At 61.8% G+C, this 13,375-nt stretch carries 14 protein-coding genes; 2 read left to right on the forward strand and 12 right to left on the reverse strand.

Annotated features, from left to right (window positions below; genetic code table 11):
- Positions 1 to 6: 6 nt before the first annotated feature.
- Genes sdhA through sdhC form a run of 3 tightly spaced genes read right to left on the reverse strand, consistent with a single transcriptional unit; the run spans position 7 to position 2,531 of the window.
- Entirely contained in the window at positions 7 to 1,779 is a 1,773-nt protein-coding gene (gene sdhA / locus ACK3BK_RS16890) for a succinate dehydrogenase flavoprotein subunit (protein ID WP_054894254.1), read from the reverse strand.
- A 3-nt stretch (positions 1,780 to 1,782) separates the two neighbouring features.
- Complete coding sequence (gene sdhD, locus ACK3BK_RS16895) at positions 1,783 to 2,151, reverse strand: succinate dehydrogenase, hydrophobic membrane anchor protein (RefSeq protein WP_054894255.1); 369 nt, start codon at positions 2,149 to 2,151, stop codon at positions 1,783 to 1,785.
- Positions 2,145 to 2,531, reverse strand: a complete 387-nt coding sequence (gene sdhC, locus ACK3BK_RS16900) for a succinate dehydrogenase, cytochrome b556 subunit (protein ID WP_023628897.1) — start codon at positions 2,529 to 2,531, stop codon at positions 2,145 to 2,147. Before sdhC ends, sdhD begins: the two co-directional genes overlap by 7 nt.
- 351 nt (positions 2,532 to 2,882) lie before the next feature.
- On the opposite strand from sdhC, the gene gltA reads away from it, so the two are divergent.
- Entirely contained in the window at positions 2,883 to 4,172 is a 1,290-nt protein-coding gene (gene gltA / locus ACK3BK_RS16905; protein ID WP_054894257.1) for a citrate synthase, read from the forward strand.
- Positions 4,173 to 4,243: 71 nt separating this feature from the next.
- Here gltA and ACK3BK_RS16910 read toward each other — a convergent pair whose 3' ends face one another.
- The 9 genes from ACK3BK_RS16910 to ACK3BK_RS16950 all read right to left on the reverse strand — a co-directional run bounded on the left by ACK3BK_RS16910 (position 4,244) and on the right by ACK3BK_RS16950 (position 11,137).
- Positions 4,244 to 4,852, reverse strand: a complete 609-nt coding sequence (locus tag ACK3BK_RS16910) for an START domain-containing protein (protein WP_411382932.1) — start codon at positions 4,850 to 4,852, stop codon at positions 4,244 to 4,246.
- A 28-nt stretch (positions 4,853 to 4,880) separates the two neighbouring features.
- Positions 4,881 to 5,135, reverse strand: coding sequence for a YkgJ family cysteine cluster protein (locus tag ACK3BK_RS16915; protein WP_186666234.1), 255 nt, complete (start codon positions 5,133 to 5,135; stop codon positions 4,881 to 4,883).
- Positions 5,136 to 5,242: 107 nt separating this feature from the next.
- A complete protein-coding gene (locus tag ACK3BK_RS16920; protein ID WP_411384485.1) occupies positions 5,243 to 5,695 on the reverse strand; it encodes a hypothetical protein in 453 nt (150 codons plus the stop codon).
- A 60-nt stretch (positions 5,696 to 5,755) separates the two neighbouring features.
- Positions 5,756 to 7,198 carry a PLP-dependent aminotransferase family protein gene (locus ACK3BK_RS16925; protein WP_186666236.1) on the reverse strand — a complete coding sequence of 481 codons (1,443 nt, stop codon included), beginning with the start codon at positions 7,196 to 7,198 and terminating at the stop codon, positions 5,756 to 5,758.
- Between the two features lie 179 nt (positions 7,199 to 7,377).
- Positions 7,378 to 8,193 (reverse strand): OmpA family protein, encoded by an 816-nt coding sequence (locus tag ACK3BK_RS16930; protein ID WP_411382933.1) that lies wholly within the window; start codon positions 8,191 to 8,193, stop codon positions 7,378 to 7,380.
- Positions 8,190 to 8,543 (reverse strand): DUF4398 domain-containing protein, encoded by a 354-nt coding sequence (locus ACK3BK_RS16935; protein ID WP_411382934.1) that lies wholly within the window; start codon positions 8,541 to 8,543, stop codon positions 8,190 to 8,192. The genes ACK3BK_RS16930 and ACK3BK_RS16935 overlap by 4 nt, the downstream gene beginning before the upstream one ends.
- 9 nt (positions 8,544 to 8,552) lie before the next feature.
- Complete coding sequence (locus ACK3BK_RS16940; protein WP_411382935.1) at positions 8,553 to 9,374, reverse strand: substrate-binding periplasmic protein; 822 nt, start codon at positions 9,372 to 9,374, stop codon at positions 8,553 to 8,555.
- Between the two features lie 83 nt (positions 9,375 to 9,457).
- Complete coding sequence (locus ACK3BK_RS16945) at positions 9,458 to 10,387, reverse strand: electron transfer flavoprotein subunit alpha/FixB family protein (protein WP_186666242.1); 930 nt, start codon at positions 10,385 to 10,387, stop codon at positions 9,458 to 9,460.
- Positions 10,388 to 11,137 carry an electron transfer flavoprotein subunit beta/FixA family protein gene (locus ACK3BK_RS16950; protein WP_186711010.1) on the reverse strand — a complete coding sequence of 250 codons (750 nt, stop codon included), beginning with the start codon at positions 11,135 to 11,137 and terminating at the stop codon, positions 10,388 to 10,390.
- A 545-nt stretch (positions 11,138 to 11,682) separates the two neighbouring features.
- On the opposite strand from ACK3BK_RS16950, the gene ACK3BK_RS16955 reads away from it, so the two are divergent.
- The gene (locus ACK3BK_RS16955; RefSeq protein ID WP_411382936.1) at positions 11,683 to 13,347 is read left to right on the forward strand and encodes an electron transfer flavoprotein-ubiquinone oxidoreductase; all 1,665 of its coding nucleotides are present in this window, start codon (positions 11,683 to 11,685) and stop codon (positions 13,345 to 13,347) included.
- The last annotated feature ends 28 nt before the right edge of the window (positions 13,348 to 13,375 follow it).

Consider the following 13,375-nt stretch of genomic DNA (forward strand, 5'->3'; position numbering starts at 1 on the left):
CCACCCTTAGTAAGTCCGGACTTTTGGTTCGAAGGCAGGAACTGTCTTCGGCGCAAAGTTGACGCCGCGCTTGGCAACGCGCTTCTCACCCGGGTAGTACAGGGTGTGGCACAGCCAGTTCTCGTCATCACGGTCTTCGAAGTCTTCACGGGCGTGAGCGCCGCGGGACTCTTTACGGGCTTCGGCCGCGATGGCGGTCGCTTCGGCAACTTCCAGCAGGTTCTGCAGCTCCAGCGCTTCGATACGCGCGGTGTTGAAGGCCTGGGACTTGTCGTTGATCTTGACGTTGGCAATGCGGTCACGCAGGCCGGCCAGCTGCTCGATACCCTTCTGCATGTATTCGCCAGTACGGAATACACCGAAGTAGTTCTGCATGCAGCTCTGCAGCTCGCGCTTGAGGCTTGCAACGTCTTCGCCAGTGGTACGCTCGTTGAGCTTGTTCAGGCGGTTCAGGGCAACGTCGACATCGGTGTCGCTCGCGTCGCGGTACTCGACGCCGTCGCTCAGTGCTTTTTCCAGGTGCAGGCCGGCAGCGCGACCGAAGACCACCAGGTCGAGCAACGAGTTGCCGCCCAGGCGGTTGGCACCGTGAACCGATACGCACGCCACTTCACCCACAGCGAACAGGCCTGGGATGATTTGATCCTTGCCTTCGGCGTCCATGGTGATGGCCTGGCCATGAATGTTGGTGGCAACGCCGCCCATCATGTAGTGGCAGGTCGGTACGACCGGAACCGGCGCGACCACCGGGTCGACGTGGGCGAAGGTCTTGGACAGTTCACAGATACCTGGCAGGCGGCTGTGCAGCACTTCCTCGCCCAGGTGGTCCAGCTTCAGCAGTACGTGGTCCTTGTTCGGGCCCACGCCGTTGCCGGCGATGATTTCCTTGACCATGGAACGGGCGACCACGTCGCGGCCAGCCAGGTCCTTCGCGTTCGGCGCGTAACGCTCCATGAAGCGCTCGCCGTGGGCGTTGATCAGGTAGCCACCCTCACCGCGGCAACCCTCGGTGACCAGTACACCGGCGCCGGCGATGCCGGTCGGGTGGAACTGCCACATCTCGATGTCCTGTACCGGTACGCCTGCACGCAGGGCCATGCCGATACCGTCACCGGTGTTGATCAGGGCGTTGGTGGTGGAAGCGTAGATACGGCCCGCACCGCCAGTGGCCAGAACGGTGGCCTTGGACTTGATGTACATGGTTTCGCCGGTTTCGATGCAGATCGCGATCACACCGACGAAAGCGCCGTCCTGGTTCTTGACCAGGTCAACGGCGTAGTACTCGTTGAGGAAGGTGGTGCCCGCCTTCAGGTTGCCCTGATAGAGGGTGTGCAGCAGGGCGTGGCCGGTACGGTCGGACGCGGCGCAAGTACGCGCGGCCTGGCCGCCCTTGCCGAAGTCCTTGGACTGGCCACCGAACGGACGCTGGTAGATACGGCCGGTTTCGGTACGGGAGAACGGCAGGCCCATGTGGTCCAGCTCGAAGACCGCAGCCGGGCCTTCCTGACACATGTATTCGATAGCGTCCTGGTCACCGATGTAGTCGGAACCCTTGACGGTATCGTACATGTGCCAGCGCCAGTCGTCGTTCGGGTCGGCCGAAGCGATAGCACAGGTGATGCCGCCCTGGGCGGAAACGGTGTGCGAACGGGTCGGGAACACCTTGGTGACTACTGCGGTCTTGTGGCCGCCTTGAGCCAGCTGCAGTGCGGCGCGCATGCCCGCACCGCCGCCACCGATGATGATGGCGTCGAAGGAAATGGTTGGAATGTTAGCCATGAATCAGATACCCCAGAGAATCTGCACACCCCAGACGAAGTAAGCGAACATCGCAACGCCGCATACCGCCTGGAACAGGAAACGAATCGCAGTCGCCGACTTGCCGAACGACATCGGCGTCAGGTAGTCGGTGGCGATGGTCCACATGCCGACCCAGGCGTGAGCGCCCAGCGCGACAAGTGCCAGCAGACTGAAGATCCGCATCGCGTTGTTGGAGAACAGAGCGTGCCACTGGGCATAGTCGATGCCCGGGTGGATCGCGAGGTAGCCGATCAGGAAGATGAAGTAAGCCGCGAGAACGACCGCCGAGACGCGCTGCGCCATCCAGTCATAGAGGCCCGAACGCGACAGGTTCGTGACATTAGTTACCATACCCAAACTCCCGCCAGAACGATCAGCACCACGGAGATGACGATCACGATTTTCGAGCCCAGCTTGCCGCCTTCCAGCGTCTCACCGACACCCATGTCCATGATCAGGTGGCGAACACCTGCGACGAGGTGATACAGCAGGCCGGACAGCAGGCCCCAGGTCACCAGTTTGGCCAGCGGACTGGTCAGACACGCCTTCACCTCGGCAAAGCCTTCCTCGGAACCCAGCGACTTGCCCAATGCGTACAGCATGATGGCAAGGCCGAGGAACAGGATGACGCCGGAAATACGGTGAAGAATGGACGTGTACGCGGTGATCGGGAGTTTGATGGTCCTTAGGTCTAGGTTTACAGGTCGTTGGCTTTTCACGGCTTTTTTCACACTGAAGAGCCCCTAGCGAACAGGGCAAAGTTGTTGGTAAGTGTACTGGTCAGGTACCCACCACCGAAGAGAACACGACACCCAGCAGGGCGGGCTGGAAAGCCCCTGGGAGTCGGCTGCCGAGTATAGACAGTTAGGCTGCTTATGACAACGTGAGGGGCTCGCCCGAATAGCGCATTGCCTTTAGCGAACAAAAGGCGTAAATGGGCGGCAATTTCGTGAAAATCATGGGCTTGGAGGGTGTTTCAACCAGCCTTTAGGCAAATTGACATTCGAATTTATCCCTCTATAGTGGTGCGGGCCCTGCGTGGGGGGTCTGTCTGATGATTTCAAGCATTAATAGGAGGCCACATGGCTGACAAAAAAGCGCAGTTGGTCATCGAGGGCGCAGCCCCCGTAGAGCTGCCCATTTTAACCGGCACCGTTGGTCCCGATGTTATCGACGTCCGCGGGTTGGGGGCATCCGGTCACTTCACCTTCGACCCTGGTTTCATGGCGACCGCCTCGTGCGAGTCGAAGATCACCTACATCGACGGCGACAAGGGCGTGCTGCTGCACCGCGGCTACCCGATCGAACAGCTCGCCGAGCAATCGGACTACCTGGAAACCTGCTATCTGCTGCTCAACGGCGAACTGCCGAACGCAGAGCAGAAAGCCCAGTTCGTCAGCACCGTGAAGAACCACACCATGGTCCACGAGCAGCTGAAGTCCTTCTTCAACGGCTTCCGCCGCGACGCCCACCCGATGGCCGTCATGTGCGGCGTGGTCGGCGCCCTGTCGGCGTTCTATCACGACTCGCTGGACATCAATAACCCGCAGCACCGCGAAATCTCCGCCGTGCGCCTGGTCGCGAAGATGCCGACGCTGGCAGCGATGGTGTACAAGTACTCCATGGGCCAGCCCATGATGTACCCGCGCAACGACCTGTCGTACGCGGAAAACTTCCTGCACATGATGTTCAATACCCCGTGCGAGATCAAACCGATCAGCCCGGTGCTGGCCAAGGCGATGGACCGGATCTTCATCCTCCATGCCGACCACGAGCAGAACGCCTCCACCTCCACCGTGCGCCTGGCCGGCTCCTCGGGTGCCAACCCGTTCGCCTGTATCGCCGCCGGTATCGCTGCACTGTGGGGCCCTGCCCACGGCGGCGCGAACGAAGCGGTCCTGACCATGCTCGATGAAATCGGCGATGTCTCGAACATCGACAAGTTCATCGCCAAGGCCAAGGACAAGAACGATCCGTTCAAGCTGATGGGCTTCGGTCACCGCGTCTACAAGAACCGCGACCCGCGCGCCACCGTGATGAAGCAGACCTGCGACGAAGTCCTGCGCGAGCTGGGCATCAAGGACGACCCGCAACTGGAACTGGCGATGCGCCTGGAAGAGATCGCCCTGACCGATCCGTACTTCATCGAGCGCTCGCTGTACCCGAACGTCGACTTCTACTCGGGGATCATCCTCAAGGCGATCGGCATTCCAACCAGCATGTTCACCGTGATCTTCGCCCTGGCACGTACCGTGGGCTGGATCTCGCACTGGAAGGAAATGCTCTCTGGCCCGTACAAGATCGGCCGTCCGCGCCAGCTGTACACCGGCGAGCCGCAGCGCGACATCACCGCACTGAAAGACCGCAAGTAAGCCGCCCAGGCTGAACGCAAAAAGGCTGCCCTCGGGCAGCCTTTTTCATTGGGCCATTAGACGAAAGAACCTCAGTTCTTCTCGGCCCGCTCACGCAAGCCCTTCAGCGTATTGAACGGCGCATCCACCACGAACTTGTTGGCCAACCACGAAGGCACGCTACCACCCGGCTCGGTGTGCACCTGGTAGGTCACCTCGGTGCTGTCACCCTTGGGCACCAGCTTCCAGAAGCCCTCGACCTGCGCCACGCGCACGAAGCCCTTTTCCTCCGGCAGGTACTTCGGCTCACCCTCGAGCTTGCGGGTAAGGCTGCCATCAGCCTCCTGCACCGTGGTGACATGCAGGATCGAATCGCGCGGCGTCACAGGCCATGGCGTATTGAACTGGGTGTAGGTCCAGCTCTGGTCACCTTCATGCTTGAGCAACTTCTGCGACTTGCACTCATGCACCCAGGCACAGGCGCCGACTACATCCTCCTGCAACGCCTTGACCTTGGCCAGTGGCGCCTTGATCAAGGTCACCCCGCGATAGGCCTTGTACTTGGAGCCCGCCACCTCGCTGAGGGACACCTTGATGCCCGCCTCGTCCTTGGCCACCTGCCAATTCTCGGCCCAGGCCGTCGGCGCCAGCAAGACCCCCATGCCACACAGCAGTACAACGCGCTTGATCGATCTCATCATCTTGTTCCTTTTGTCGAAGATCCAAACGTCACGCCGCCGTCATCTGCTCCAGCCAGCCAATGATCCTGATCGCATCGTCGCGATCGCTACCGCAGACATCCACCTCCGCCTTGAACCCGCCACAGACCTTTGGCCGTTCGGGCTTGCCGAACAAGGCGCAAAGATTGTCCACGGACAGGTGCAGGCAACGCTCACCCGCCGGCTTGCCCTGGGGCATGCCGGGGATCGGCGAACTGATGGACGGGGCAATGCAGCAGGCACCGCAGCCCTCACGGCATTTCATGACAACTGGACTCCCTGGAGCTGAACGGGACGGACATCCCTGGATACTAACCGCTCAAACATATGTTTGAAATTACCGAGCCGATGAAATCCGAAGTGACTCGGTAGTCAGTTGCGAAATTCGAAATCGATGGCAGCACCCTCGACATCACGGCGACTGTCGTTGCGCAACTGCAGCTGCATCTCGTTGCTGATCAGCCGGCCATTGAGCTGAAACGGGCTGTCATCGGATGCGGGTTTGTCGGGGAACATCGACGGCAGCAAGGGCTTGCGCGTCAACGGGGCATTGCCGACATCCGGCTTGAGGTTCTTCACCATCTCGCTCGGCAGGCTGAGATCGAGCTTGGGATTGGGCAGTGGCTTGCTGACCGGCTTGCTCTTTGGCTTAGGCTTGCTTGCCGGCTTGCTGACCGCCTTCGCCGGGGTTTTTACCGCTTGCTTGGCGGTCTTGCCCTGGGACACTTCGCTCTTTGCATGCGTCTGCGCAGCCTGCACAGATGCCCCCGGCAACCAGGACAGCGCAAGACACAGCATCAGGGCAGTAGGGCGAAACGCATTCATGGGCATCAAGAGCATGGCATCAAAATGCCTATGCTCCCTGTTCCCTGCCCTTATGACAAGCTACAAAATCGAGACAGCAGACTCTCGACACAATTGTTGGGCCAGCAACCCCAAGGTCATCACCGCCCGCTCTGCCTCCTTGCTCCAGGGAATCCCGCAATTGAGGCGGATGCAGTGATTGAATTGCTCGGTGTTGCTGAAGATCAGGCCAGGCGCGATGCTGATGCCCTGCTCCAGCGCCCGCACATGCAGCTCCTGAGTATTGACTCGCCCCGGCAGGCTGACCCAGAGAATGAACCCACCCGTAGGCCGAGTCATCTGCGTGCCTTCCGGGAAGTGCTGCTGCACCGCCAGCTGATAGGCGCTGAGGTTCTTGCGGTACTCCTGACGGATGAAGCGCAGGTGACGGTCGTAGCCGCCGTTCTCGAGATAGGCCGCTACGCCCATCTGGGTGACACTGCAGGCCGAGTGCGTAGTGAAGGTCTGCAGGCGCTGGATTTCGTCCTGGTAGCGCCCAGGAATCATCCAGCCGACGCGCACCCCTGGCGACAGCGTCTTGGAGAAACTCGAACAGTAAATCACCCGATCCAGCCGGTCGAACGCCTTCAGCGCCTTGGTTCGCCCCTGCTCGAACATCAGCTCGCCATAGATATCGTCCTCGACGATCTGGATATCGAAGTCTGACGCCAGGCGCAGCAACTGTTTCTGCCGCTCTTCCGGAATGGTCCCGCCCAGAGGGTTGCTCAGGCGCGCCGTCAGCACCAGGGCCTTGATCGACCACTGGTTGGCGGCCAGTTGCAGCGCCTCGAGGCTGATGCCGGTGGACGGGTCGCTGGGGATCTCGATCACCTTCAGACCCAGCAGGTCCGCCAACTGCAGAAGCCCATAGTAGGTCGGTGACTCTGCGGCGATCAGGTCGCCAGGACGCGTCAACACGCGCAGCGCCATCTGCAGGGCGTCGACACAGCCATGGGTGACGATCACCTCGCGCGGGTCGACCAGCACGCCAGCGTCACGCATGCGAATGGCGATCTGCCGACGCAGCGGCTCGAACCCCGGGCTGAACATGTAGCTGAAGGCACGCGGGCTGTGGAACCGCGTCACCTTGGCGATCTGCTGGTGCAGCGCTCGAACCGGCAGGTAGTCCACATGCGGAACAGCAGCCCCGAAAGGGAACACACCGTCGCGGCGTGCTTCAGTGAGCACTTGCTGGATGATACTGGCACGGGTAACCAACCCGGGGCGTTCGACCCGGGCGATATCCGGGGTCTGCGCGGTCAGGGCGGGTGTCTGGTGGACATAGTAGCCAGACTGCGGACGGGCGCGAATCAGGCCCTGATCCTCGAGGTTGGCGTAGGCCTGCAGCACCGTGGCATGGCTGACATTGAGCTGGGCGCTCATCTTGCGCACGGAGGGCACGCGCTCGCCTGGCTGGTAGACACCGCGACGGATGTCATCGGCCAGTTGCTGGGCAATGCGCTGATACAACAGCAGGTTGGTCATGGTGATTCTCGAAGCGCGGACGGGTTCGTTGTTCTTGTACGACTCACAGTCGAGACAGAATACCGTAACAGTTGCAAAGTGTACTGGGACAGTTCCGAGAATAGTCGACATTACACTTGCTTGACAGCGGCGAACAGACGAACCGTCAGCACGGGTGCCAGGCAGCACCCGAACAGCCCTCAGCGCGGCGGCGCGAGCTTGCCCTTCTCATCGGAGAACACGATCTCCACACGGCGGTTCTGCGCCCTGCCCCGCTCCGAGGCGTTGACCTCGACCGGGTACTGGTCGCCATACCCCTCGACCTCGATGCGTTTCTCGTCGATGCCCAGGTCGACCAGCATGTCAGCCACCGACTGCGCGCGGTCACGGGACAGCTTCAGGTTGTCTTCAGCCGCCCCGGTGCTGTCGGTGTAGCCCTCGATTCGTACCACGCGGCGCGGATTGAGCTGCAGGAACTGCACCAGCTTGAGCACCGTGCGACTGGCGGAGTTCTTGAGTTCCGCCTCGCCGGTGTCGAACAGCACGTCCCCCAGCGTCATCACCAGGCCGCGATCGGCCTGCTCCGATGCCAGGGCGGCGATCTGCGATTCGACCCACTTGCCCTGCTGCTGCACGCTGGCCAGCTTCGCTTCACGCAGCGCCAACTGCAGACGTTGGCGCTCCAGGTCGAGCTTGGCCAGGCGTTCCTGGTTCAGCGCCAGATTGGCGTGCTCGCGGGCGATCTCGCTGTAGCGCTGGCTGAGGTAGGCATAGTGGCGTACGTCAGTGCCACTGCCTACATAACTGGCCAGGCGCTCTGCTCGCGCCAGCGACTCACCTGCACGGATCACATCACGCGGCGCACTGCGCAGCACGTCGGAGTTGTCCTTGACCTTCTGGAACGCAGCCGTGGCATCGTCCAGCGCCGACTCGCTGCGCTGGCTCGCGCAACCCTGCAGGCCGACGGCCAACGCCAGCACGACCAAGGCGGCGCCGGGCTTGAATGTACGGCTCATGGCTGTACCTCCAGCTGCTTGCGCAGGCGCTTGATCCGCGACTCGGTCACCTTCAACTGCTCTTCGCTTTTCTGGGTCAACACCTGAGCCTCGGCCAGGCGTGCATCCAGCTCGGCCTGCTCGGCGCGCATGCGCGCATCACGAAAATCTTCGCTGGCCATGTTGGTCTTGGCCCGAGCGAACTTGTCTTCGGCCAGCTTGAACGCCTCGACCTGCTCAGTCGCGCCGACAGCCTTGGCCTGCTCCAGCGCCTGCTCGGACAGGCGCATCTGCTCATGAGGAGCCGGATCGTTGGCACAACCGGCCAGGGCTGCTAAAGCCAGGACCAGGATCAGTGGTTGGGTTCTCACGCATTCTTCCTACTGTTTGGGGGCGTCCCCGGTCATCTGCATCTGCGCTTTCCAGCGCTCCACATTCCGCTGCAGCACCGACTCGGAGGCGCCAGAGATCGGCAATTCTGTCAGCTTTTTAGCCAGTTGCCCACGCAGCCAGGCATCGTTACAGGCCGAATTGTGCGACACGGCCAGGTACAGCCCCGGACGATCCACTGGCAGGCCGCGCGCGACAAGGTCGTTGCTCATGCCCAGGCTCTGGGTCATGGCCATCCCCGAATAGCGCCCCGCCAATACGTAATCGACCTGCCCCAGCACCAACTTCTGGAAGGCCTGGGTAAGATTCTGCGCAGGCACCAGCTTAAGCTGGGACTTGGCGAACGCTTCGAACGCCGGGGTCAGCCGGGCCTTCTCCGAAAGGCTGCCCTGATAGCGGGCCAGATCCGCAGGACCCTCGAAATCCAGTGTGGAGTCGTGGCGGGTCCAGACCAAGTACTCGTTGAGCTGCAGGGGTGGATGGATGTAGTCCAGCGCGGTCAACTGGCCGACTTGCATCGGCGTATCCAGCAACAGGTCCATCCGCCCGCTGCGCACCTCTTCCAGCGCCTGCTCGCGGCGCCCGGCATGCAGCACCTCGACCCGCACCCCCAACTCGTCCGCCACCTGACGCAGCAGGTCGACGTTGGCACCGATCAGGTGCCGAGAGTCTTTCGGGTCCTGCCAGGAGTACGGCGGTGCATCCGGGCTGCCGGTGGCCACCAGCTTTTCACATTTGCCGGCGGCCATCGCCTGCGAGGATGCCAAGGCCACCATGCAGGCCAGCAACCGACCCGTTCTGCCAAACGCCATTACCCTACTCCTTGCCAGCCATGCAAAAAAAAGCCCGACCCCTGTTACGAGGGTCGGGCTTCTTTATAAGTGAAGCGCTCGGATCAGACCAGCTTTTCCAGCTCAGGCACCGCCTCGAAGAGGTCGGCAACCAGGCCGTAGTCGGCCACCTGGAAGATCGGGGCTTCTTCGTCCTTGTTGATCGCGACGATCACCTTGGAGTCCTTCATGCCCGCCAGGTGCTGGATCGCGCCGGAGATACCGACGGCGATGTACAACTGCGGCGCGACGATCTTGCCGGTCTGGCCGACCTGCATGTCGTTCGGCACGAAGCCCGCGTCGACGGCGGCACGGGAAGCACCGACCGCAGCACCGAGCTTGTCGGCCAGGGCGTACAGGTGCTTGAAGTTGTCACCGTTGCCCATGCCACGGCCGCCGGAGACGACGATCTTGGCAGCGGTCAGCTCGGGACGATCGGACTTGGCCAGCTCTTCGTTGACGAAGGCCGACTTGCCAGCATCATGGGCAGCAGCCACGGCTTCCACCGCAGCCGAACCACCTTCGGCGGCCACGGCGTCGAAGCCGGTGGTACGCACGGTGATGACCTTGACCGCAGCGCTCGATTGCACGGTAGCAATGGCGTTACCGGCATAGATCGGGCGCTTGAAGGTGTCGGCGGATTCGACCGAGACGATCTCGGAGATCTGGTCGACGTCCAGCAGCGCAGCAACGCGTGGCAGGATGTTCTTGCCGTTGGTGGTGGCCGGAGCCAGCACGTGGCTGTAGCCCTTGGCCAGCTCGACGATCAGGGGCGCTACGTTTTCAGGCAGGGCGTGGGCGTAGGCGGCGTTGTCCGCAACCAGCACCTTGGCAACGCCCGCGATCTTGGCAGCGGACTCGGCGACGCCACCGACGTTCTGGCCTGCGACCAGCACGTGCACATCACCACCGATCTTGGCGGCAGCAGCGACAGTGTTCAGGGTAGCCGGGGCAACGGCACCGTTCTCGTGTTCAGCGACAACCAGGATAGTCATTTAGATTACCTTCGCTTCGTTCTTCAGCTTCTCGACCAGTTCGGCCACCGACTTAACCTTGATACCGGCGCTGCGTGCAGCAGGCGCTTCGACTTTCACGGTCTTGGTGGTGGAGGCGGTGGATACGCCCAGCGCGTCTGGAGTCACAGTCTCCAGCGGCTTCTTCTTGGCCTTCATGATGTTCGGCAGCGACGCGTAGCGCGGCTCGTTCAGGCGCAGGTCGGTGGTGACGATCGCCGGCAGGTTCAGCGCGACGGTCTGCAGGCCGCCATCGATCTCGCGGGTGACGTTCAGCTTGTCGCCAGCCACTTCGACCTTGGAGGCGAAGGTGCCCTGGGCGTAGCCGGTCAGCGCAGCCAGCATCTGGCCGGTCTGGTTGTTGTCACTGTCGATGGCCTGCTTGCCGAGGATGACCAGCTGTGGCTGCTCTTTATCGACGATGGCCTTCAGCGCCTTGGCCACGGCCAGGGAGTTCAGCTCCTCGGCGGTCTCGACCAGGATGGCACGATCGGCACCCAGTGCCAGGGCGGTACGCAGTTGCTCCTGGGCAGCGGTCGGGCCGACGGCAACGGCGACGATCTCGGTCGCAACGCCCTTCTCTTTCAGGCGTACGGCTTCTTCCACGGCGATTTCGCAGAAGGGGTTCATGGACATCTTGACGTTTGCAAGGTCGACGCCGGAGTTGTCCGCCTTGACGCGAACCTTGACGTTGTAGTCGACCACTCGTTTGACAGCTACAAGAACCTTCATGGATTCCTCGTTACTCTCCGGTGAAAAGAATGTCGCCTGGGGCGTGCCCGGCGAATGCGCGTGGGTACAAGGACACCTCTGAAAACGTTCCGGGTCGAGCGAAATTTGCCATGACCGATCAGTCCTGTGCGGACTGGCGGGGCAAAACCCGCGGGTCATTTTCTGTCGTGGCGTGTAGACTCCACTACAAAAAGGGTTTCGGCCTGTATTCCCTGCTCTACGCCTGGTTTTTAGAGGTGCACCTGCGCCCGACGGTCAGCCTACGGCGAGCGTAAAACCGCTCGTATCTTGACCGTAACACCCAATCCGGTCAATACGGCAAATTGGCCAGCCTCCAGCCGCCCTCCTGTGATTTTACTGGGCTGCGGCAAATTCAAACAAACGTTTGTATTGGACCCGCCAAGTGGTGTAGATATAATGCGCGGCCAAGACAAAACGGTGTAGTCCGCCACCGGCACGGCTACAGCTGCCCCGACCGTGAGCGGGCATCCGACACCCATAAGATAAGACAAGCAACGCGATGAGCCTTGAGTAGGAGAGAACCTGTGGAACGCGAATACATGGAATTCGACGTGGTCATCGTCGGCGCAGGCCCGGCGGGCCTGTCTGCCGCCTGCCGCCTGAAGCAGAAGGCCGCCGAAGCCGGTAACGAGATCAGCGTCTGCGTGGTCGAGAAAGGCTCCGAGGTCGGCGCCCACATCCTCTCCGGTGCGGTCTTCGAACCCCGCGCGCTGAACGAGCTGTTCCCCGACTGGAAAGAACTCGGCGCGCCGCTGAACACCGAGGTCAAGCGCGACGACATCTATGTGCTCAAGGACCAGGGCAGTTCGGTCAAGGTGCCGGACCTGTTCGTGCCCAAGACCATGCACAACCAGGGCAACTACATCATCTCGCTGGGCAACCTGTGCCGCTGGCTGGCCCAGCAGGCCGAGAACCTGGGCGTGGAAATCTATCCCGGCTTCGCCGCCCAGGAAGCGCTGTTCGACGAAAACGGCGTGGTCCGTGGCATCGTCACCGGCGACCTGGGTGTCGACCGCGAAGGTCAGCCCAAGGACGGCCTATACACCCCCGGCATGGAGCTGCGCGCCAAGTACACGCTGTTCGCCGAAGGTTGCCGCGGCCACATTGGCAAGCAGCTGATCAAGCGCTTCGACCTGGACAGCGAAGCCGATGTGCAGCACTACGGTATCGGCATCAAGGAAATCTGGGAGATCGACCCGAGCAAGCACGAACAGGGCCTGGTGGTGCACACCGCCGGCTGGCCGCTGGATGTAGTCAGCGCCGAGAACACCGGCGGCTCGTTCCTCTATCACCTGGAGAACAACCAGGTGGTGGTCGGCCTGATCGTCGACCTCTCCTATGCCAACCCTTACCTGTCGCCGTTCGACGAGTTCCAGCGCCTGAAGCACCACCCGGTGATCAGCCAATATCTGGAAGGCGGCAAGCGCATCAGCTACGGCGCCCGCGCCATCTGCAAGGGCGGCCTGAACTCGCTGCCGAAGATGGTGTTCAACGGTGGCGCGCTGATCGGTTGCGATCTGGGCACCTTGAACTTCGCCAAGATCAAGGGCAGCCACACTGCAATGAAGTCCGGCATGCTGGCCGCCGATGCAGTGGCCGACGCCCTGTTCGCCGGCAGCGAAGGCGGCGACGCCCTCAACAGCTACGTCGAGGCATTCAAGGCCAGCTGGCTGTATGAGGAGCTGTACGCCAGCCGCAACTTCGGCCCGGCCATGCACAAGTTCGGCCCGCTGTTCGGAGCAGCGTTCAACTATATCGACCAGAACTGGTTCGGCGGCAAGATGCCCTTCACCCTGCACGACACCAAGCCGGACTACGCCTGCCTGAAGCTGGCCGCCGACGCCAAGAAGATCGACTACCCCAAGCCCGACGGCAAGCTCAGCTTCGACAAACTCAGCTCGGTGTTCCTCTCCAGCACCAACCATGAAGAAGAGCAACCCTGCCACTTGAAGCTGACCGATCCGAACGTGCCGATCGCCACCAACCTGCCGCTGTACGACGAACCCGCGCAGCGTTACTGCCCGGCCGGTGTCTACGAGGTGGTCACCCAGGAAGACGGCAGCAAGCGCTTCCAGATCAACGCGCAGAACTGCGTGCACTGCAAGACCTGCGACATCAAGGATCCGTCGCAGAACATCACCTGGGTCACCCCAGAAGGTGCCGGCGGCCCTAACTACCCCAACATGTAAGGCCTGCGCCATATGAAAAAGCCCCCTG

The organism is Pseudomonas sp. L7 (genome assembly GCF_046605565.1).
Lineage (GTDB): Bacteria > Pseudomonadota > Gammaproteobacteria > Pseudomonadales > Pseudomonadaceae > Aquipseudomonas > Aquipseudomonas wayambapalatensis.